The sequence below is a fragment of the Acinetobacter sp. DMC2 genome (assembly GCF_056314305.1).
This window is the reverse complement of record NZ_JBQUYP010000006.1, coordinates 169,964-190,478: the sequence shown is the minus strand read 5'-3', so window position 1 is coordinate 190,478 and position 20,515 is coordinate 169,964. Positions and strand designations below refer to the sequence as shown.

General features: G+C 38.2%; 11 protein-coding genes and 1 pseudogene. 8 read left to right on the top strand and 4 right to left on the bottom strand.

Features of this window, described 5'->3' with window-relative positions; all coding sequences use genetic code 11:
• Positions 1–36 precede the first annotated feature (36 nt).
• From ACT53H_RS14260 to ACT53H_RS14245, 4 genes are all read right to left on the bottom strand, one after another.
• Positions 37–918 (bottom strand): ABC transporter ATP-binding protein, encoded by an 882-nt coding sequence (locus ACT53H_RS14260; protein WP_476009464.1) that lies wholly within the window; start codon positions 916–918, stop codon positions 37–39.
• Positions 918–1,862 (bottom strand): ABC transporter permease, encoded by a 945-nt coding sequence (locus tag ACT53H_RS14255; RefSeq protein WP_009389057.1) that lies wholly within the window; start codon positions 1,860–1,862, stop codon positions 918–920. The genes ACT53H_RS14260 and ACT53H_RS14255 overlap by 1 nt, the downstream gene beginning before the upstream one ends.
• A 95-nt stretch (positions 1,863–1,957) precedes the next feature.
• On the bottom strand, positions 1,958–2,359 hold the full coding sequence (locus ACT53H_RS14250; RefSeq protein ID WP_476009463.1) for a hypothetical protein: 402 nt from the start codon (positions 2,357–2,359) through the stop codon (positions 1,958–1,960).
• Positions 2,352–3,692 carry an MFS transporter gene (locus tag ACT53H_RS14245; protein WP_476009462.1) on the bottom strand — a complete coding sequence of 447 codons (1,341 nt, stop codon included), beginning with the start codon at positions 3,690–3,692 and terminating at the stop codon, positions 2,352–2,354. The genes ACT53H_RS14250 and ACT53H_RS14245 overlap by 8 nt, the downstream gene beginning before the upstream one ends.
• A gap of 98 nt (positions 3,693–3,790) precedes the next feature.
• Between ACT53H_RS14245 and ACT53H_RS14240 the strand changes: the two genes are divergently transcribed.
• The 8 genes and pseudogenes from ACT53H_RS14240 (at position 3,791) to ACT53H_RS14205 (ending at position 20,514) form a co-directional block, all read left to right on the top strand.
• Positions 3,791–4,687, top strand: a complete 897-nt coding sequence (locus tag ACT53H_RS14240; protein WP_476009461.1) for a LysR family transcriptional regulator — start codon at positions 3,791–3,793, stop codon at positions 4,685–4,687.
• Positions 4,688–4,793: 106 nt separating this feature from the next.
• Positions 4,794–7,988, top strand: a complete 3,195-nt coding sequence (locus ACT53H_RS14235; protein WP_476009460.1) for a type VI secretion system Vgr family protein — start codon at positions 4,794–4,796, stop codon at positions 7,986–7,988.
• Positions 7,989–7,997: 9 nt separating this feature from the next.
• The gene (locus tag ACT53H_RS14230) at positions 7,998–12,806 is read left to right on the top strand and encodes an RHS repeat-associated core domain-containing protein (RefSeq protein WP_476009459.1); all 4,809 of its coding nucleotides are present in this window, start codon (positions 7,998–8,000) and stop codon (positions 12,804–12,806) included.
• Positions 12,806–13,057, top strand: a complete 252-nt coding sequence (locus tag ACT53H_RS14225; protein WP_049836356.1) for a hypothetical protein — start codon at positions 12,806–12,808, stop codon at positions 13,055–13,057. The genes ACT53H_RS14230 and ACT53H_RS14225 overlap by 1 nt, the downstream gene beginning before the upstream one ends.
• A 438-nt stretch (positions 13,058–13,495) precedes the next feature.
• A pseudogene (locus ACT53H_RS14220) lies at positions 13,496–13,744 on the top strand (RHS repeat-associated core domain-containing protein); the annotation flags it as partial.
• A gap of 394 nt (positions 13,745–14,138) precedes the next feature.
• On the top strand, positions 14,139–14,543 hold the full coding sequence (locus ACT53H_RS14215) for a hypothetical protein (RefSeq protein WP_476009458.1): 405 nt from the start codon (positions 14,139–14,141) through the stop codon (positions 14,541–14,543).
• A 217-nt stretch (positions 14,544–14,760) separates the two neighbouring features.
• Positions 14,761–17,547 carry a type VI secretion system Vgr family protein gene (locus ACT53H_RS14210; protein WP_476009457.1) on the top strand — a complete coding sequence of 929 codons (2,787 nt, stop codon included), beginning with the start codon at positions 14,761–14,763 and terminating at the stop codon, positions 17,545–17,547.
• Positions 17,548–20,514, top strand: a complete 2,967-nt coding sequence (locus ACT53H_RS14205; protein WP_476009456.1) for an ATPase — start codon at positions 17,548–17,550, stop codon at positions 20,512–20,514.
• Position 20,515 lies beyond the last annotated feature (1 nt).

Below are 20,515 nucleotides of genomic sequence, written 5' to 3'. Positions count from 1 at the left end.
AAGCCCAAGTTGAACTTGGGCTTTTTAATGTGTTTCTTATTTTTCTGTACTGACCTGAGTCATACGTGGAATTTTTGGTAAGTCTTGTAAAGCAGGGTCAAGCTCGTCTTCTTCAGCGTGAACTAAATAATCTACCCGTGAACGAAGCTGTTTAAACTCAGGTGTATTCATTAAATCGAGTGAGCGTGGACGCGGCAAATTAACTTCAATTATTTCTTTAATTTCACCTGGGTTGGCTTTGAGTGCCACAATTCGGTCTGCCAGTAAAATGGCTTCATCCATATCATGGGTCACAAAAATAATCGTGATATCAATGTTTTGCCATAAATCCATCAAGTGCTTTTGCATTTTTTGACGGGTGTGTGGGTCGAGTGCACCAAAAGGTTCATCCATCAGTAAAATTTTAGGTTGATTAACTAAAGCTCTAGCAATCGCAACCCGCTGTTTCATACCACCAGAAAGTTGGTGTGGATACTGATTTTCATATTTTTCTAAACCAATAATATTAATCCATTCGCGTGCTTGCGCCTCTGCTGTCATTTGACTCGCGCCACGCATTTGCGGACCAAACATCACGTTTTCTTTTACAGTTTTCCACGGGAAAAGGGTATAGCCCTGAAACACCATGCCACGTTCAGGGCATGGTCCTGTAATACATTCGCCGTCTACTAAAACTTCTCCACTATGGTATGGGTCTAAACCCGCAATGACACGGCTGAGTGTCGACTTACCGCAGCCAGAAGGACCAATCACACAAATAAATTCTCTTTTGTGAATTTTTAAATCGAGCTTATTTAAAACAGTACGTTCAGTTTGACCATGCTTAAAGACTTGGCTCAGTTGCTTAGCTTCTAAAATAACAGGACGTTCATAAATTTTTTGAAAGTATTCATGCGCGTTAAATGTTGAGTCGTTCATTATTTTGCTCCTACTTTCCAAGTGAACATCCGCTCACCTAACTTCATTAATAGCCAGTCACAGACCAGACCAATTACCCCAATAATCAAAATAGCCGCATAGACATTGTCAAAGTTTTGATAGCGAGCCTGTTGGGTAATAAACCACGTAATACCTGAGGTCGTACCAATCAACTCAGAAACAATTAAATAGGTCCAAGCCCAGCCTAGTAACACACGTAAGTCACGGTAAATATCAGGTAAGGCAGCAGGAATCACCACATGAAATAAACTTTTGAGCTTATTGGTGCCAAGCGTATAGCCAGCTTCAATTAAGCTTCGGTCTACCATTCGGGTGGTATTGGCAATAATGAGAATTTGCTGAAATAGCGTACCAATCACAATAATGGCAATTTTAGGTGCGTCATTAATCCCTAAAATTGCTACTGCAAGTGCTCCAAAGGCGGGAGCTGGTAAGTAACGGAAAAACTCAACAAAAGGTTCTGTTAACAGGGATATTCGCTTAGAAAAACCACACAAAATACCCAGTGGAATCCCAATCAAGGAGGAGATAAAAAAGGCTGAAAAAACCAGTTTGATACTGTGCCATAAACTTTGGTGAAACCACGGTGAATCAGGTTGTTCTGGTGGCGTGGTAAAGGCGGTGACCAAAGCCTTAGCGACTTCATGGGGAGCGGGTAAATAAATCGGATTGACTAAAATACCTTGTGGTGGTGCAGAATTTCGATTGACTGCATTTTGTGCTTCGAGATAGAACACATTTTTATCAATGCGGCTTCCCACTTGTAAGTAAGAAACACTTCCCGAACTCGTGATTTGTACTTGAGGATGCCAAACAAAAGGTAAGTAACTGATTGCGCACCAAAGACATATTGGAATCACGAAAGAACAAATACTGAGAATCAGCTTGTTCTTTCGCGTAAATTCCTTTGCAACATAACCCATATCGAGAGCTCCCCATTTTGATTAGTATTACGATTTTCATAAAACGTAATATTGTTAAGCAAAATAGGTGCCATCTTTAAGGTGCTCTAGATGAGTTAAGAAGATGAGGGAACTAAAGTTTCATGTAAGTAAACCCAATAACATTTTTCGCCGTCTACTTTAATGCAGGCTGTAGAGGTACGTACTGTCTCCGTTTTATCAGTTTGCTGATGTTCCTGATATTGCACCCAACAATAATTTTCAAATTCGTATAAAGCTGTACTTTTAATAATATCGATTTTTAAAGAAGGTTTTTTTCCAATATTTTGGCTAAATAAGTTTTTAACTTCAGCTAAGCCAATACTCTGACCTTGAACCGTTACCATCTTAAAATTTTGATCAAAGCTATCTAAAAGCGGGCTCAGACTTTGCTCAGCATTTTTTCCTGTAAATACATTTTCGATCAAAACATGTAGGTCAATGACACTTTGAATGGCTTGATCCATTTGTTTAGACATGGGTTTTCTCCTTTAAAACGGGAATGAGTGAAAGTAAGCAGAGTAAAGCTGCAATTAAAAAAGTATGTTGATAGCGAAGTAGATTGCTTGAGCCAGACATCAAGTTATATATCGAAATGAGAACAACAGTACCGACACTGAATGAAACTTGTCGATTAATATTCCAGAGCACACTTCCTTGTAATAAATCTTGGCCTGAAAAATCAATCAGTGAGCTAATTTGGGCAATATTGGCACTTAAGCCCCCGCCCATACCCATTAATAAATAAGCAATCACTAAAAAGCTCAAAGGGCTAGTGTTTGAAATACAAAATAAAAAAAATATGCCAAGGCTATGTAGGGTTATTCCAATAATAAGAAGATACTTTTTTCCTAGCCGTTGATAGAGCAGGCCACCACTAATCATGGCTGCGAGTGCCCCAGTTGCATAGAGCAACATGAATAAACCAGTTTGTTTTGCATTAAAGCCAAAGTTAAGTTGTAAATTAAAAATATTGAGTAAATTTACGCCTGTAAAAATACCTGGAACGGCATAATAGACAATAAATGCATGACGTAAATTTTTATTTTTTAATAACTCAAGATTAAGAACAGGACGGGAAATTTTCTTCGCATGTCGAATATAAAAAATAAGCATTCCGATCGAAAGTAGAAAACTCGTTAGAGCGAATGAGGCGTTATGGTAATCACTATAGAATGAAAAGGAGAGTAACAAACATAACAGGCTCATATTAAAAATAACCAAGCCTTTTATGTCTGGTTTTTCACTCGACATATTCTCTGTTTTTTTAACCCATAACCATGCCAGAGCTGCCGCCAGTAACGAAAAAGGAAGGTTAGATAAGAATACCCATCTCCAATTCAATGAATCAATAATTACGCCACCAATAGCAGGTGAAAAAGCAGGTGCAATCAATGCAATTACCATAATTAATGTAGAAATGCGTTGGCGTTCTTGGTTCGGGAATAATGCATATACGAGAGCTTGCCCGACTGGAATTAATAAGCCACCAGCTACTCCTTGAATAAATCGCCAAAAAATTAAGCTATAAATCGATTCGCTAAAGCCAATAAAGCAAATGCTTATCGAAAATAACAGCATCGAATAGCACAATAATTTTTGGTTCCCAAGTTTGCTGGCTAACCATAAACTCATGGGCATAATTAAAATGAGGCCGAGAATATACGCATTTGTTACCCAAGCGACCATCGATTGGCTAACTGAAAATGACGATGCAATATGAGGCAATGCAATTGCAGACATAAAAATGTTGATGCAATCAATAAAAAACCCAAGTAAAAACACTGTTGCTATTTTATATCGATAAGACATACCTACCTCCGTGCAGGCAGGGTAAGATCCAGCTCTTTTATTGTCGATGCAAGCGAAGTAAAATCATTGTTTGATAATTTTAAACAATTGGCTTAATTGTGCAAAAAAACCTCAAGCAAATTACTAGTTTTTTACAAGTCGTTGATTCCGGCTCTTTTACTAAGGCTGCTGAAATTTTAGGCTTAAGCCGATCAATGGTGAGTATTGATATAAAACAATTAGAAAAGCAGCTCAATACAAGCCTATTAATTCGCAACACCCGTAATATTGCATTAACTGAAATTGGCCAGCATTTTTATGAGGATTTTAAACAAATCCAACTTCAGATTGATGAAGCATTTGAACGAAGCCAACACTTAGGTACAAGTATTACAGGCACTTTAAGGTTTTCGTCTACCAATGAGTTTGGCCAACGTTTCATTTTGCCTTTACTGCCTGAGTTTTGTCGGCTTTACCCACATTTACGTTTACAGTATTCATTTAATTCATCTCTCGATGATTTAGTCACTGAAAAATTAGATCTGGTTATTCGGCTAGGAAATTTAAAAAACTCATCTCTAAAAACTCGAAAAATCGGAGAATATCCAATTTATCTTGTGGCTACTCCACAGTTTATAAAAGACCATCCTATAGAAAATATATCTGATTTAGCGGATGTTCCTTGGATTGGCCATACCTTATTAAATTGGCAAGATTCCCAATATATTTTACAAAACAGTTTAGGGGAGCAATATTCATTACCTTTTATTCGAAGTCAGTATGAATCAAACTCGGTGACTGCAATTCATCAAATGGCTCTTTCATCTTTAGGTGTGGCGATTTGTCCTGCATGGTTAGTTGATGAAGATATTCTACAAAACCGCTTAATTCGGTTATTTCCTGATTTTTCGTTACCGCTACAAAGTATTCAACTACTTTATCCTCATACCTCTAATTTACCAGCCAAAACGAGAGCACTTATAGATTATTTAATAGCCAATCTTTCTTTCAGTTAAACTAAAAAATATGTAAGTCATGGAAGATAAGCTAATTTATATAAATAGACAATTCTGTCTGTTTTTTATAAAATATCGATGATTATGACTCAGTTTTATAATAACGATGTCCCATAAAATATTTCAAATTTTAGATAGTTTAGGTTTGGTCGCACAGAATCGTGTACTTCATGTGCAATTTTCCAACCCATCATTAAACAATCAAGTCTTCTTACAACGTATTGAAGGCGAGCATACGCTTAACCAAGGTAGCGTTGCTGAATTACTGTGTCTGTCGACAAACGCACATATTGCATTAAAACAATTTATCGGCTGTCAGGTTGCTGTCGATCAGGTGACGGATACAGGCCAGTTCTTTAGAACAACAGGCATTATTACCGAAGCGAGCCAAGGGCAAAGCGACGGTTCACTCACCATCTATAACTTAACCTTAAAAGACCCAACTGCACTTTGGCATAAACGCCGCAATAGCCGCGTGTTTATGAATAAAAGCGTACGCGATATTAGCGAAATTTTGTTTAAAGAATGGCAAGGTAAAAGCCCGTTATTTGCCTCAAGTCTAACGCTCGACACGGCAGGCTTAACGAAAGACTACGATGTACGTCCATTTGTGATGCAGTCAAACGAAAGCGACTATGACTTTTTAACCCGCTTGTGGCGTAGTGAAGGCATTAACTGGCTGGTCGATGAATCGCAACTTTTTGTCACCGACCCGAATGCTTCTATTCAGCCACAAGTATTACGTTTAATTGACGATAACCAAAATTACCAAGCCCTTGAACGTCGTAGCCTACGCTACCAGCGCAGCAGTGCTACAGAGCAGTTCGATACCATTACCCAAGTCAAGGCTGAGCGCCGTTTACAACCAACTTCAGTTCATGTGCAACGCTGGCAAGCCGATGCCCTACAACAAGAAGAAGGCAGTGGCAGCGTACAAGGCACTCAAAAGCACAGCGAACACTATGATAATGCGAGCCTAAATCTTGAGGATGCATGGCATGTTAGCCCCGCTTGGATACAGGACTTAAACGGTGAAGACCAAGCCACAGCTTCTGGTAATAGCCAGATTGAACAGCTTAACCAGCACATCAATGCTTACCATCACCTGAGTTCGAAGCAGTTTACGGTTTCAGGTAATGTCCGTGATGCACAGGTGGGTTACTGGTTTGAACTCAATGAACATCCTGAACTCGACCAACATGACAGTGCTGATAAAGAGTTCTTAATCTTAAGCAAGCACTACTATAACCAAAATAATTTACCGAAAGAATTACAACAGCAACTTGAGCGTCTGTTGCCAAAAGACAAGCTTAAGGCCGTCCAACTCGATACGCAAAACTCTGAGCAGTGCCATTTTGCTGAGCTAAATGTCATTCGACGCAACATTAAAGCTGTCCCTGAGTATCACCCACTAGAGCACCGTCCAGCAGCTTACCCGCAGCGCGCTAGAGTGGTGGGACTGGAAGGTGAAAGCATTCATGTCGACCAGTGGGGACGCATTAAAGTCCGTTTCCTGTTTACCCGAACTGATGACCATAGCCATGACGGCGGGGCAGGCAGTAATGACAATGACACTGACTCGGCTTGGGTGGATGTACTCACCCCGTGGGCAGGCGCAGGTTATGGCGCACGTTTCTTACCACGTGTCGGCGAGATCGTGGTGATCGACTTTTTTGATGGCAACATTGACCGTCCGTTTGTGGTGGGACGCATTCATGAAGCCGAACGCCACCCAACGCAGTTCGACCAGAAAGGCCAACTACCTGACACCAAAAAACTCAGCGGTATCCGTTCAGAAGAAGTCGATGGCAAAGGCTTTAACCAGTTACGTTTTGACGACACGACAGGGCAAATTAGTGCCCAGCTACAAAGCAGTCATGCGGCAAGCCAGCTCAACTTGGGTAACTTAAGCCATCCAAAGGACAAAGCGGAAAGTGAAGGCCGAGGTGAGGGTTTCGAGCTCAGAACAGACCAGTGGGGAGCGGTAAGAGCAGGCAGTGGCTTACTCGTTAGTACCCACAAACAGGATCAAGCTCAAGGCGTGCACCTTGATGCAAATGAGGCCAAACAACAAATCGAAGGCGGCCTTAACAATGCCAAGGCACTCAGTGAAGTAGCCAAAAATCAGCAAACTGATCCATTGGAAGTTCTTGAGAACTTAAAAACGTTCATAGAACAAATTGAAGAAAAAGATCAAGACAAAGCTGCCGCTTTTAAGCAAGCCTTGATGATATTAACTGCACCTAACAGTATTGCTCTAGCCAGTAATGAGGACATTTACCTCAGCGCAGATGCTCAGTTAAGTCAAACTGCTGGTGATAGCATTAACCTGACCACTCAAAAGAACCTGATTGTGCACGCCCAAAATAAAATCAGCCTTTTTGCGGCGCAAGAAGGGGCAAGACTGTATGCAGGCAAAGGCAAAGTCGAAATACAAGCACAAGGCGATGGAGCAGATTTAATTGCCCGTAAAGCTGTTCAGATTATTTCAACAGAAGACAAAATTGAAATTAGTGCTTCTAAAGAAATCGTTATCACGGCGGGCGGATCTCAAATCAAGATTAATGGCTCGGGAATTTTTCCTGTCACTGGTAGTAAGTTTGAGGTGAAGGCTGGGCAGCATTTGTTTATGGGGGGAGGAAGTGCGAATTTTAGTTCTTCACTACCGCCTCCGCCCAAACGTAGCCCAGGAAATTTAGAGCTCATCCATGATTATGCGCATGGTGAGTTCGTTAAAGGTGGTAGTTATACGGTTGTTGACAACTTAGGAAAAGAAGTCACTGGCAAGTTGGATGATAAGGGATTTGCAAGAGTTTCTGGCTTAGCAACAGGAGCCGTGAAAGTCTTCTTTGAGTCAGACAATCGTGATCCTTGGGATGCAGCAAGTGACTTTAAACGTCCAGTTGAGTGGCCGAATAAGAATGATGCGGATACTGAGCAATCAGATTCATTAATTGCACAAATGAATAAAACAGCCCAGTCCAAACTTGGTGAATTATCTAAACAATTAACCAATCCTGCGAATATTATGAAAAATATTCAAACTGCACAAAGCATAAAATCTGAAGGGGCAAAGGCTTTAATACCAATGTTAAAAACAGAGGCGCAGGGATTAGTAACTGATCAAGTAAAAAGCTTTTTACCCATTTCGGAAGCAGGCCAAAAAATAGGGAACAATATTGATCTTGCATCAATTCAAAAAATAAATGACTTCAGCAAATTAAGTTCTGTTGATGGCGGTAGCTTGGTGACTAATGCTCTTCCTCAATATTTGCAAAGCCCTTTTAAAAAGAATTCGTAGAGAAATAAAATGTCTGGAAAAACAGAAGTTGTTAAACCATTATCAGAAGTTGCTATTAAAGATGTTAGTCATTCAAAACAAAAAATAGATGATTGGTTAAAAAGTCATACGCATAAAATTGTGACATTAGACTTGCTAGCCAGTGTAATGGGAACAATTCCAATTATTGGCAATGTCATGGCTGCTATCGATGTGGTTTCCGACATTTGCTATATCTACGATAAAGGTTTTCAAAATGCCGATATTATGGATTGGACCACAATGGGTATTGACCTTATTGGGATTGTACCTATTCCGGGAACAACTGCAATCCGTACCTCTGCTCGCCCAGCTTTGTTTCTAGTCCGTCAAGAAGTTAAACGTGTAGGTAAAGCTGCTTTAGGTGAAGCAGTAATTGTAGTGATCTCTAATCATTTAAACGATCAGGTTGCAGGGGATATAGAAAAATTCTGCAAAACTGGGTTAAATAAACTAAATTCAATTTTAGCCACTTGTGGTGGAACCGTCCAAAGTGCCACGACACAAATTAATGGCGGAATTGTTCGAGTTGTAACAAAAGGCCAAGTATTTACAAATGCTGGATCAAATACAAACCGCGCTCAACAGCAAGCTGCCGGTGTTATTAAAGGAATAAAAAGTGGTGACTTAACGCGAGCTGGAAAAAATTTAGTTTACATGACTGAAAATTGGGGGAAGGCTCTTATTAAAACAGGAGCAAACTCCAATGCTAAAGTTGTTACTTCTTTAGTTCCTGCACATCTAAAGCAGCCGATATTAAATGTAGGCGCAACGATTAATAAAATTGGTATTACTGCCAATACTAAAATTAAAGGCTTGGGAAATGCAGCACAGCCGCAAACAATTGGGTGGCTATTTGATGTATTGAGAATGAGTGCTTCTAAATTCAGGAAAAAGAAACCAGCTCAAGTTAAGCCAACTCAAACCACACAAGTTAAACATGACAAGAAAAATAATAAATTAGAAAAGGCGAATAATGAACATGCGGCGACTCATAATGCGAATGCTGGTAAAAACTGTAAAGGTGGTGCGACTAAACGATCGATTACTTTTGCCATGGGTACTGAGTTTTTAAATCATGCAGATGCGCAAATTCATCCATTATTAATAGAGCAATTTTCGAGAACGTACGTTTCGAACTTATATCAGTATGATCAATCGATTTTCGGAGCGCGGTGGATTACACCTTTTACAACCAAGATTGCTCGTTGTTCTAGTTACAACATTAATGAACCTAAAGAACCGATTGAGCAAGAGGGCTGGGAGTATATTGGCAGCGATGGACGTCCTGTTCGCTTACCAGAGCTAAAAGTTGGGCAGAGTTACTATGATGAAGTAGAAACTTTTACTTATACAGTTGTCTCACCTGAAATTAGAGCAATTTCATATGGTGTTTCAGAAACTCGCTTCTATCAAAAATATAAAAATGAGTTTCGTTTAGTCTCCATAGAACGTCAAAATGGATTTAGTATCGGACTACGTTATGACTATGAATTAGAAAATGGTGATAGCTATTTATCCGACATTATATTTAAACAGCAACAACAAACTTTGACGCATGTGGCATTACAAATTAATGATGTGCAAAAAGTTGTTGCAGCTTGGTTGGTTGAAGATGGTCAACTCATTAGACAACTATCCGCATATCAATATAATGAGCAAGGCGATTTAATTAAGGCAACTAATGAGTTTGCTGCTTCTTATGAATATCAATACCAAGCTCATTTATTGACTCGTTATACCGATCTTACTCAAAGAGGAATGAACTTAAAATGGGATGGCATTTTACCTAGCTCAAAAGCGATTGAAGAGTGGGCCGATGACTATAGTTCCGCTACTAAATTAAATTGGGATGAAAACATTCGCGTAACTTCAGTCATGGATATCGATGGTAACGTGACTGAATATTATTATGGTATTACGGGTTATACCTATCGAATTATTTATCCAGACAATTTGCAAGAATGGTTCTTTAGAGACCAAGCAAAAAATATAACATCGCATATTGCCTCAGATGGAACAGAAACATCGTATATCTACGACGAACGCGGTAATATCTTAAGTATGGTTCAGGCCGATGGCTCAACCTTCTATTATGAATATGACGAAAAAGATAATCTGACTGGTTTTGTTGACGCTGAACAGGGGCGTTGGTTTAAAGAATACGATGCTTCAGGAAATATAATTAAAGAAATTGATCCGCTGAAGCGTGAAACAACCTATGCCTACAATGCAATGGGATTGGTAACTTCCATTAAAGATGCTAAAGGCGGTAAGAAGACACTCAAATATGATGATCAAGGCAACTTAGTTACTTATACAGATTGTTCTGGTAAAGAAACGCACTGGTACTATGATGAGCGCGGGCGAGTCAAATTTATTGAAAATGCTTTAAAGCAAAAAGTTGAATATTTCTATACAGAATTAACGACTGAACCAAGACAGCCTCTAAAAACAGGCTTACCGCTGAATGCTTTGGGACAGCTCGAAAAAATTAAACATGCTGATGGAGCTGAAGAGCATTTTATTCATGACGAAGAAGGTCGTTTATTGGTTCATATTGATCCTAAAGGCCAGCAGACACGTTATGAATATGACGCAGCGGGTTTAATTACTAAGCGTATTGACCCATTAAATCAAACCTTGAAATATCAATGGGATCGTTTAAGTCGCTTAAAACGTTTAACGAATGAAAATGGCGCCAGTTATGAATTTATTTATGATGCTGCAGGTCGATTAGTAAAAGAAATTGATTTTGATGGCAAAGAAACTGCTTATACGTACGATGAATCTAATGGTCGTTTAACTAGTAGTATTGAAGTCGCTTCTGCCTATGGTCAAGATTTCAAAGACCGTGCTGCGCCTAAAGACCGTATTCAGCAATTTATTTTTGACAGTATGGGACGTTTAGAACAACGTACAGCTGGATATGGCCATCAAGGGCAGGAGCTTGACGAAAAACAAACAGAAGAATTTTCTTATGATGGCTTAGGTAATCTAGTTCAGGCTAAAAATGCCGAAACTAACTTGCAATGGTTTTATGATGCAGCAGGCAATTTAATTAAAGAACATCATCAAGATGTGGTGACTCAGAAAACTGCTGTGTGGAAACATGTCTATGATGAATTAAATAATCGAACTACAACCATCCGACCAGATGGACAAAAAATAGATTGGCTCGCTTATGGAAGTGGACATGTCTATGGCATGGCTTTAAATGGCGAAGATGTTGTTAGTTTTGAGCGTGATGATTTACATAGAGAGACATTACGCCATTATGCAAATGGTCTTAGCCAACAACAACGTTATGATGAAGTTGGACGTTTAACTCAGCAATTAATGTTGAGTGGGCATGACAAAGGCTATCAGGCTCAAACTCAAAATAATGCCATCCAGCATACCAACCAATTGATTGAACGCTTATATCACTACGATAACACAGGTGAATTAACGCTCATTAAAGATACTCGTCGTGGAGCTATTCATTATAAATATGATCCTGTTGGGCGTTTATTAGAGACAACCAGTAAGCTTGGCAAAGAGACTTTTAATTTTGATCCAGCAAGTAATATTTTAGATCGCTATAACAGTACCAAAGAGCAATCCTCACAACATACTGCCACTGAAAAAGGTCTTGGTTACAACCGCTTAGTTAATAACGTCGTGCAGGAATATCTTGACCAACAATATCAATATGATGCTTTTGGGCAACTGATTCGACAAAAGTCATCACAAGGTGATTTAAATCTTGAGTGGGATGTATTGGGACGTCTTGTTCGTAGCCGAAATAATCAATATACGGCAGAGTATCGTTATGATGCCTTAGGTCGACGTATTCAAAAAAGAAGTAAACATCACCATACTGGACAAGAGCAGAACATTATTTATGGTTGGGATGGTGATACTTTAGCTTATGAATCTAGTGCTGATTTAACAAAACACTATTTCTACGAAAAAGATAGCTTCGTACCTTTGTTGCAAGCGGCGTATCATCACTCAATTGAACTGCATGAAATCCAAGACTGGACAGAAAAAACATATAGCATTTATAAAGACCCTCTTTGGAATACCGTAAAACAAAGCCAAGGCTTTGATGATGTATGGTTCTATCACTGTGACCATTTAGGGACACCACAAGAAATGAGTAACCAGACAGGTGCCATTGTTTGGAAAGCTCAATATAAAGCTTGGGGCGAATGTAAGGTTGAACAAGCTAAGTCAGATTTCTTTGAAAATTCAGAGATTATAAACAACAACATCCGTTTCCAAGGTCAGTATTTTGATGGGGAAACTGGACTTCATTACAACCGTTATCGTTATTATTCGCCGTATGTAGGACGGTTTATTAGTAAAGATCCGATTGGATTGCTGGGAGGATATAACCTTTATCAATATGGTCCTAGTCCTATTGGGTGGATTGATCCTTTGGGGTTAAGTAATGAGACAGACCAAAAAAAATTAAAAAGAAAATTATCGGCTGTAGAGTCTGCTCAAAATAAAGCTGTTAAAACACGAGAGCTAAGTGATGGTAGAATAAGATATTATGAAAAAGAGGCTTTAGCTAAGACTCAAGGTCCAACTCGAGGAAGATCCCATGTTACAGAAATTAATCCTAAAACTGGTACCGTTAGAGTATGGGAGGAAACATATGATCATAATGGTAATGTAAATAGGGTACATCCTAAGATGATAAACGGTGAGGTTGTGGATATTCCACATTATCCACCAACAAAAGCAGATATAGATCAAGGTAAAGCAACTCCATCAGGGCGAGCTATAAAAAAAGGGTGTCCTCTATAATGTTACGTAATATTGATAAAATAGTATTAGATAAACTTCATTTAATTTTAGAAAATGAAATATTTGATTATCGGATAGTTGCTAGAGAAGCATATTTAATTCGTCTTGATATGGATTATTTAGAACTCAATGAGGATTTACAAAATTTGCTTGATGAATTGATTGGAATGGATGCAGGCGAAGAGGGGGAGTTTTCACTTACTAAAGATGAGATTATAGAAAAAATAAATTCTATTGAAGATGTGGGGTAAAATTATTAGAACTCTTGTGAAAGTTATCTTTAATCATCTAATAGAGTGGTCGAAAAAGTTAGAAATCATCTTTAATTATTAGTTAAATGAATAGTGTTTTTATAAAATCAATAAATGGTGATTTTAATTTTTCTGGGGAATTGAATGGTTTGATATTTCAAGTTATTTCTGTTTATTTTGATAGAAAAGATTAGAAAGTCATTAAAATATATCTGGAATTCTCTGTTATCTAAGAATTTTAGATATATCCATATCTAAATATTATTAAATTAGATAGATCATTATTTAATAGCTTTTCTCTAATATGTTTTTCATTTGGATACGTCTCAGGAAATGAGTGATTCCCCATGTCAAATGATCTGTAAAACTTAATATAAGATTGGGAGAGTTCGTTTCAACAAAGCAAGGCTTTACACGAAGAACTATGCTCGAAATGGCAAAGGAGAAAAAGCAAAATCTAATTTCTTTGAAAATAGTGAAATTATTTCAAACAACATCCATTTCCAAGGTCAGTATTTTGATGAGGAAACAGGGTTTCATTACAATCGTTATCGTTATTATTCGCCGTATATAGGTCGGTTTATTAGTAAAGATCCGATTGGATTACTGGGTGAATATAATGTGTATTCTTATGCACCCAATCCTAATAATTGGATTGATCCGTTAGGCTTAAGAAGTAGAAATAAAACCTTACCAATTAATGCGAGAAGTCGTAATACTAAAAAGTTAGTAAATTACATTAATGCAGACGGAAAAAAGTTAGTGCTGATGATGCTAGGAAAGATGATTTCTTATTTAATAATAAAAATGATGCAATGAATGCTGGATCTAAAATGTTGGGGCCAGGGGCTGTGAGAAGTTATAATGAAAAAGGTCAGCGGAATGGTTGGAAAAATGCTAAAGGAGATACTGTAATATTGGAACCATGGAGATTGGGGTAAAGGCGTTAGTACCTCAACTTTCCCTCATTTGAATTATGACGTGAGTGGGAAGAAAGGGCCTTATTTATGAGAGACAAAATTGAAAATTCAGGTATGGTGGATGACCTTTATAGTAAATATGAAAAGGCTTGAGGATGTCCATGAGTTTATTAGAAATAACTGAAAACAGTGATGATTCAAAGTTATTGGATTTGAGTTGTGATCAAGATGAAATTACGTTGACTATAGCTCATGATTATTTTGATAAAATTATTCGTATCACTTTTCCTTTTCAAAACTTTTTTAGTAGTTTTTCGAGTAAAAGTGATGGTATATGTTTTTTATCTATTGAAAATATAAAAGACACACTAAATGTAAAAAATGGAGTTTATATTCCTTCTACAGATTTTGGTGATTTTATGTATGACGTGAGAGAAGGTAATAGCAGTGGATATGGTTTGAGAGAAAGTAAATTTAAAAATTTTTTTAAAGTTATAGGAAGTTTTAAAGTAGTCATTCCTGTTGAAAATTTTGAAAAAATAAAAATTGAATTTCTAAATAATTAGTAGAGGCTGTTAATAAATTTCTTGGAATACTAAAAAATTAATAATCGTTAAAATTTAATTAATAACATAACTCGTTAATTCATTTTTTTATATTTATCACGGATAGCATCCCCATTCATTCGTGTATTCAAATGGTTAAGTTTCTCTTTACAAAATAGACAGATGTTTCTGTATTTTATAAAATAATGCCAATCCTGACAAAGTTTTCATAAAAAAGATGTTATCTCATATACATAGAATTCTAGAAGATTTGGGTATCAGCTCGCAAAAACGCGTGCTTCATGTTCAGTTTTCTAATCCATCGTTGAATACTCAAGTCTTTTTACAAAGTATTGAAGGACAGCATCAACTAAATGAAGGACTAACTGCCGATTTATTTTGTCTTTCTACTAATGCCCATATTTCATTAAAACAATTTATTGGTTGTCAGGTTGCAGTCGATCAAGTAACTGATCAGGGGCAGCTATTTAGAACTACAGGAATTATTACAAAAGCCAGTCAGGGGCAGAGTGATGGTTCATTAACATTGTATAAATTGAGATTACAAGACCCGACCGCGCTATGGCATAAACGCCGAAATAGCCGTGTATTTATGAATAAGAGTGTACGGGACATTACTGAAATTCTATTTACTGAGTGGCAGAATAAAAGCCCGTTGTTTGCTTCTGCCTTAACTTTGGATTTAAAAGGTCTAACCGAAGATTACGATGTTCGACCTTTTGTTATGCAAAGTAACGAAACGGATTATGAGTTTTTAACCCGACTTTGGCGTAGTGAAGGCATTAACTGGTTGGTTGATGAAGCTCAGCTTTGGGTCACTGATAGCTCGGATGAAATTCAACCACAAAAACTACGTTTAATTGATAATAATGAATCATATTTAGCATTAGACCGAAGAAATATCCGTTATCACCGCAGTAGTGCTGTTGAAGAACAAGACAGTATGACAAGCCTTGTGCCAACTCGAAGCTTACAATCTACAGCCGTGCATGTGCAACGCTGGCAGGCGGATGCTTTAAGTCAAGAAGAAGGCATGGGCAGTGTTCAGTCAAAGCATAGTCATAGTGCTAATCAGGATAACGCGAGTTTAAGTCTAGAACATGCATGGCATGTCAGTCCTGCTTGGATACAAGATTTAAAAGGTGAAGATCAAGCCACTGCATCGGGTCATCAGCAGTTAGAAAAACTCAATCAAAATTTATCTGATTATTATGCGTCTCAATCAAAATATTTTCGTGCGCAAACTACAGTACGTGACGCGCAAGTCGGTTATTGGTTTGAACTGAATGAACATCCTGAAATAGATACGCATAGTGGGACAGACAAAGAGTTTCTGATTATTGGCAAAAGCTTCTATCTGCAAAACAATTTGCCTAAAGATTTGCAACAGCAAATCAATCAACTTTTTAGTCAAAGCCAATGGCAAAACAATCGATCAGGGCTAAATGACCAGACTGAGCGTCAGGGTAGTGAGCTCATTCTGTCGCGTAGAAATATTAAAACTGTTCCTGAGTACCATCCGTTAGAGCACCGTCCAGCCGCTTACCCGCAGCGCGCTAGAGTGGTGGGCTTGGAAGGCGAAAGTATCCATGTTGATCAATGGGGGCGTATTAAAGTCCGCTTCCTATTTACCCGAACTGACGACCATAGTCATGACGGTGGAGCAGGAAGTAACGATAATGACACCGATTCGGCTTGGGTCGATGTATTAACCCCATGGGCAGGTGAGGGTTATGGCGCACGTTTCTTGCCTCGCGTGGGCGAGATCGTGGTGATCGACTTCTTTGACGGCAACATTGACCGCCCGTTTGTGGTGGGTCGTATTCATGAGGCTGAACGTCACCCAACGCAATTCGACCAAAAAGGCCAACTACCCGACACTAAAAAGCTCAGTGGCATCCGCTCCGAAGAAGTCGACGGCAAAGGCTTTAACCAGCTACGCTTTGATGATACCACAGGGCAAATCAGTGCCCAGCTACAAAGTAGCCATGCGGCCAGTCAGCTCAACTTGGGTAACTTAAGCCATCCAAAAGATAAGGCGGAGAGTGAAGGTCGTGGTGAAGGTTTCGAACTCAGAACAGACCAATGGGGTGCAGTACGAGCAGGCAGTGGTTTACTCCTTAGTACCCACAAGCAGGATCAAGCTCAAGATGTACACCTAGATGCAAATGAAGCAAAACAACAAATAGAAGGTGGCCTCAACAATGCCAAGGCACTCAGCGAAGTTGCTAAAAACCAGCAAACTGATCCATTAGATATGCTTGAGAATATTCAGACTTTCTTAGAAGTTCTCAAACAAGAAGATCCTAAAAAAGCTGCTGAGTTTCAATCAGCAGTGATGGTGTTAGCATCTCCAAAAAGTATTGCTGTAAGTAGTAATGAAGATATATACCTTAGTGCAAATGGACAGCTCACTCAAAGTGCTGGTGACAGTATTAATCTCAGTACACAAAAAAATATAGTGGGTCATGCGAGTCAAAAAATAAGTCTGTTTGCCGCGCAAGAAGGTGCTCGGATTTTTGCTGGTCAAGGTAAAGTTGAAATTCAGGCACAAGGTGATGCCTTAGATGTCATTGCTCGAAAGGGCGTACAGATTACGTCAACCGAAGACACGGTTTTTATTACTAGTCCAACTGAAATTAATCTGACTGCAAATGGGTCTCAAGTAAAGCTAAATGGTTCAGGTATTTTCCCTGTTACGGGCGGTAAGCTTGAGGTGAAAGCAGGGCAGCATTTGTTTATGGGGGGAGCCAAGGTGGCAACGAAAAACCCAGAATTGGCAATGTTGCCAGATTACCATTTAACTTATATAGCCAAAGATATAACTGGAAATCCATTGAAAAGTAAAAAATATTTAATGATTTTACCGAATGGGGAAATGGTCAGTGGTGTGACAGATGGTCAAGGTAAAACACAGAAGATCACAACCAAGGGCCCTCAGCAAATCCAAATTAGTTTAGAAGATCACGTTCACGATGGTTTTGTAACTTTTGAAGAAGAATAAATGATGAATAAGATTAAATTAAAACTATTTATTAATGTATTGCCTGATAATGATACGATTGTTTGCCATGGAATGGATTATTCTGTAACTGAAAAGGGAAAACGGCCAGGACAGGTAAATAAACTTGCGATAGCTATTGGGAGTGCAAAGAATCCTAAACCTCTTGTGCAGCCGTTGGATTTTAACTCCATTTATAAAAATAAACCTATTCCAGCTCAGACGATCGCCCAAAATATGGCGAGATATAAAGATGTACATGAAGGTCCAAGCTTGAGTCAGAACCGAGAAGCTAAAACTGACATGAAAGGTTTTACTAAAGAAATGCATCTGCCAGCTGGTGAGTATGATCTTTGGATTAAAAGAACGGATTCAGAGTGGGAGAAAGCCATTAATATTAATGGTAGTTCAGGTCTCCATATAAAAGAAGAAAAGCAAGGAATCACTACTATAGAATATCAAATCAAACAATATTATCGCTATAAAATAGAAGGATTTAGGGGGACTAAACTATCTGATAATATTCCATTTGAAACTTTTACTTTTGACAAAGAGGGTAAGGAAAAGAAAATTAGTTTACCTAATGTAAAAATGAGTGTTGTAGATAAGAATGGTTTTACTCCACCTTTATATTCGCCAAAAGGTGAAGTTATATTCGTAAAATTTAAATTCGTAAATATGTCTGCTCAACCAGATAAAAAAGACATACAGCATTTTGCAACTATGAGTAAAAAGAATTATGTCACTGTACAGTTGAAGTCTGTTGCGAAGATAACAAAGCAAGATAAGAATACGACAGTAACTTTGCAGGGCAATGGAAAACCTCCTGTTATTTTAAATATGCATAGAGAGGAAATGATAGTTCTTTCAGCAGAGGATTACGCTGAGTTTGAAAAGGAAAGTTCGAAACTAGACAAATTATTTGGAAACTCTTTTGATGCTAAAAATAAATTAGCAGAAGCAATAAAATCTGGTAGTGTTTCTAATGTTAAAAAAGCAGAAGAAGAAATAAAAGAAGCAGAGAAGAAAATTGAAGAGGAGCTAAATAAAAACTTCAAAAAAGCGGCTGACTTGACAGAGGTTATTACTTTTGAGGCGCGCCAAAAGAAAAATCCAAATGGTAACACGCAAGAGTTTGATTTCAGACGCCGATATTTACGTACTGATAGATATATGCAATTACAACAAAAGAAAAAGAATAGAGAAAGTTTTAAGGTTACAGTCTTAGGAACTGAATTAAAGAAGCTTAAAGATATAAAGCAAGACTTTAAGAAAATTAATGAACAGGCTATTCACAATGAGTTTAAAAAAGTCAGTCTGGATTTAGCTAAATATTCTAAGCAAACTGGAACAAAGGTTGTGGATTTCTCTGCTTTTAGTGCAGGTTTTGTTGAACAAATTAAACTTTCAGATAGTTTAACGGTAGATATTCAATCTCAATGGTTAAGATGTGTTGGTGGTGCTGGTTTCTCATCAAGTGCGAGTTGGAAACCTGAAAGTGGAGAAGTGAATGCTAAGGCAAATGTGAATGCCCAAGGTAAGCTGGTTTTGTTTGAGGGGAAAGCAAAAACTACCTATGTTATTCCATGTGATAAAGGTTGGATGCTGAACTTTGATGACATTGATCTAGGGGCATTCCGGTTTATTGTTGGCATGGAGCTCTATGGTTTTGCTGGTGCAAAAGTGGCCGCAGGAATTGGTTTAGAGATCAGCTACAGTAAAGATGGTCAACAACAATTAGCTGCCAATGGTAGGCGAAACCGAAATCCTTCACTTGCCAATAATATGGGGGAAAGCCGCCCAAGATTTGTACCAATGGATCGTGATGAAAGTGTTATTCCTGGTAGTGGTGCAAGTTCTGAGGGGCAAATTGAGGCATTTGCTGGCGCTGAGGCAGGTATTAAACCATCGGGTGAATTTCAATGGCTTTCACCAGAAGCTAAAGATTTCAAGGCTTTGGCGAGTTTGGCATTGGATTTTGCTGTTAGTGCTGGATTGGGAGCGGGAGTTAATTTTAAACTATTTTATTGGGCACAAGAAAATCAATTCCGTTTTAGGGCCAAAGCAGCCTTATGTGTTGGTTTAGGGGCAAAAGGTGCATTAGATTTCGTTATTGATTTTAGTCAGATCCTTGAAGTGTTGAAATGGGTGCACTACCAGCTTATACGCGCTCAATTCACAATATTGGGTTTTATTGCGGAAGATGCTTTTAGAAATTTAAGTCAATTGGCTGTAATTGCTCTGGGTAATGACTCTATAACTGCTAAAACTCTCAATGACATTGCTGAGGAGTTTGATAATTTTAATGGTAAGTATTCCGATGCGAAAAATTCAGTTGATTTAGCCAATAAAATTAAAAGACAACCTGAGTGGCTAAAACAAGCAACCCCTGAAGCCAAGGGAATGCTAATCTACCAAATGACTAGACACAATAAAGTTACTCATTTAGCCGACTACCCGTCATCTTTAACTTCTCCATATTTACCTAGCCATAAGCAAGCTGTTATTGCAATTTTTGAAACTATTACAACAGAAAATGAATGGTTAAATGTTCTCCAAAGAATGTCTTTTGATGGTTCAAAATCAACTAATAGTATTAAAAAATTAGAAAAACAACTTTTGGTTTTTTTACATGATGGTGTTTGGTCTCAGGTCTCAGATATTGTAAAAGAATATGCTTTTAATTCAGATACAGTTGGACGTGGAAGTGAATATGTAGAGCAATATGAAAAATTACGCTCAAAAGTTGTAAAAACAATTCCTTTACATGAAAAAGCACCAATGAATAATCCAAGAGAATTAAAAAAATTACGAGAAAAGATGGCGAGTGAACCAAGTATTGTTAATGCGGATGCTTTAGTTGCTTTAAATACGGAAGCAGTACCATCGCTTGAAGTCGATGGTACTGATGCAGAATTGTTTATTGCAGCAAATTATCAAGAAAACTCTGATGGTTCATATATGGCTTAAA

Bases quoted from the DNA above. Each gene is read 5' to 3' on its own strand.
- ACT53H_RS14250 (WP_476009463.1), bottom strand. From the start codon at position 2,359: ATGTCTAAACAAATGGATCAAGCCATTCAAAGTGTCATTGACCTACAT.
- ACT53H_RS14235 (WP_476009460.1), top strand. From the start codon at position 4,794: ATGTCCCATAAAATATTTCAAATTTTAGATAGTTTAGGTTTGGTCGCA.
- ACT53H_RS14260 (WP_476009464.1), bottom strand. From the start codon at position 918: ATGAACGACTCAACATTTAACGCGCATGAATACTTTCAAAAAATTTAT.
- ACT53H_RS14215 (WP_476009458.1), top strand. From the start codon at position 14,139: ATGAGTTTATTAGAAATAACTGAAAACAGTGATGATTCAAAGTTATTG.
- ACT53H_RS14245 (WP_476009462.1), bottom strand. From the start codon at position 3,692: ATGTCTTATCGATATAAAATAGCAACAGTGTTTTTACTTGGGTTTTTT.
- ACT53H_RS14205 (WP_476009456.1), top strand. From the start codon at position 17,548: ATGATGAATAAGATTAAATTAAAACTATTTATTAATGTATTGCCTGAT.
- ACT53H_RS14255 (WP_009389057.1), bottom strand. From the start codon at position 1,862: ATGGGTTATGTTGCAAAGGAATTTACGCGAAAGAACAAGCTGATTCTC.
- ACT53H_RS14230 (WP_476009459.1), top strand. From the start codon at position 7,998: ATGTCTGGAAAAACAGAAGTTGTTAAACCATTATCAGAAGTTGCTATT.
- ACT53H_RS14210 (WP_476009457.1), top strand. From the start codon at position 14,761: ATGTTATCTCATATACATAGAATTCTAGAAGATTTGGGTATCAGCTCG.
- ACT53H_RS14225 (WP_049836356.1), top strand. From the start codon at position 12,806: ATGTTACGTAATATTGATAAAATAGTATTAGATAAACTTCATTTAATT.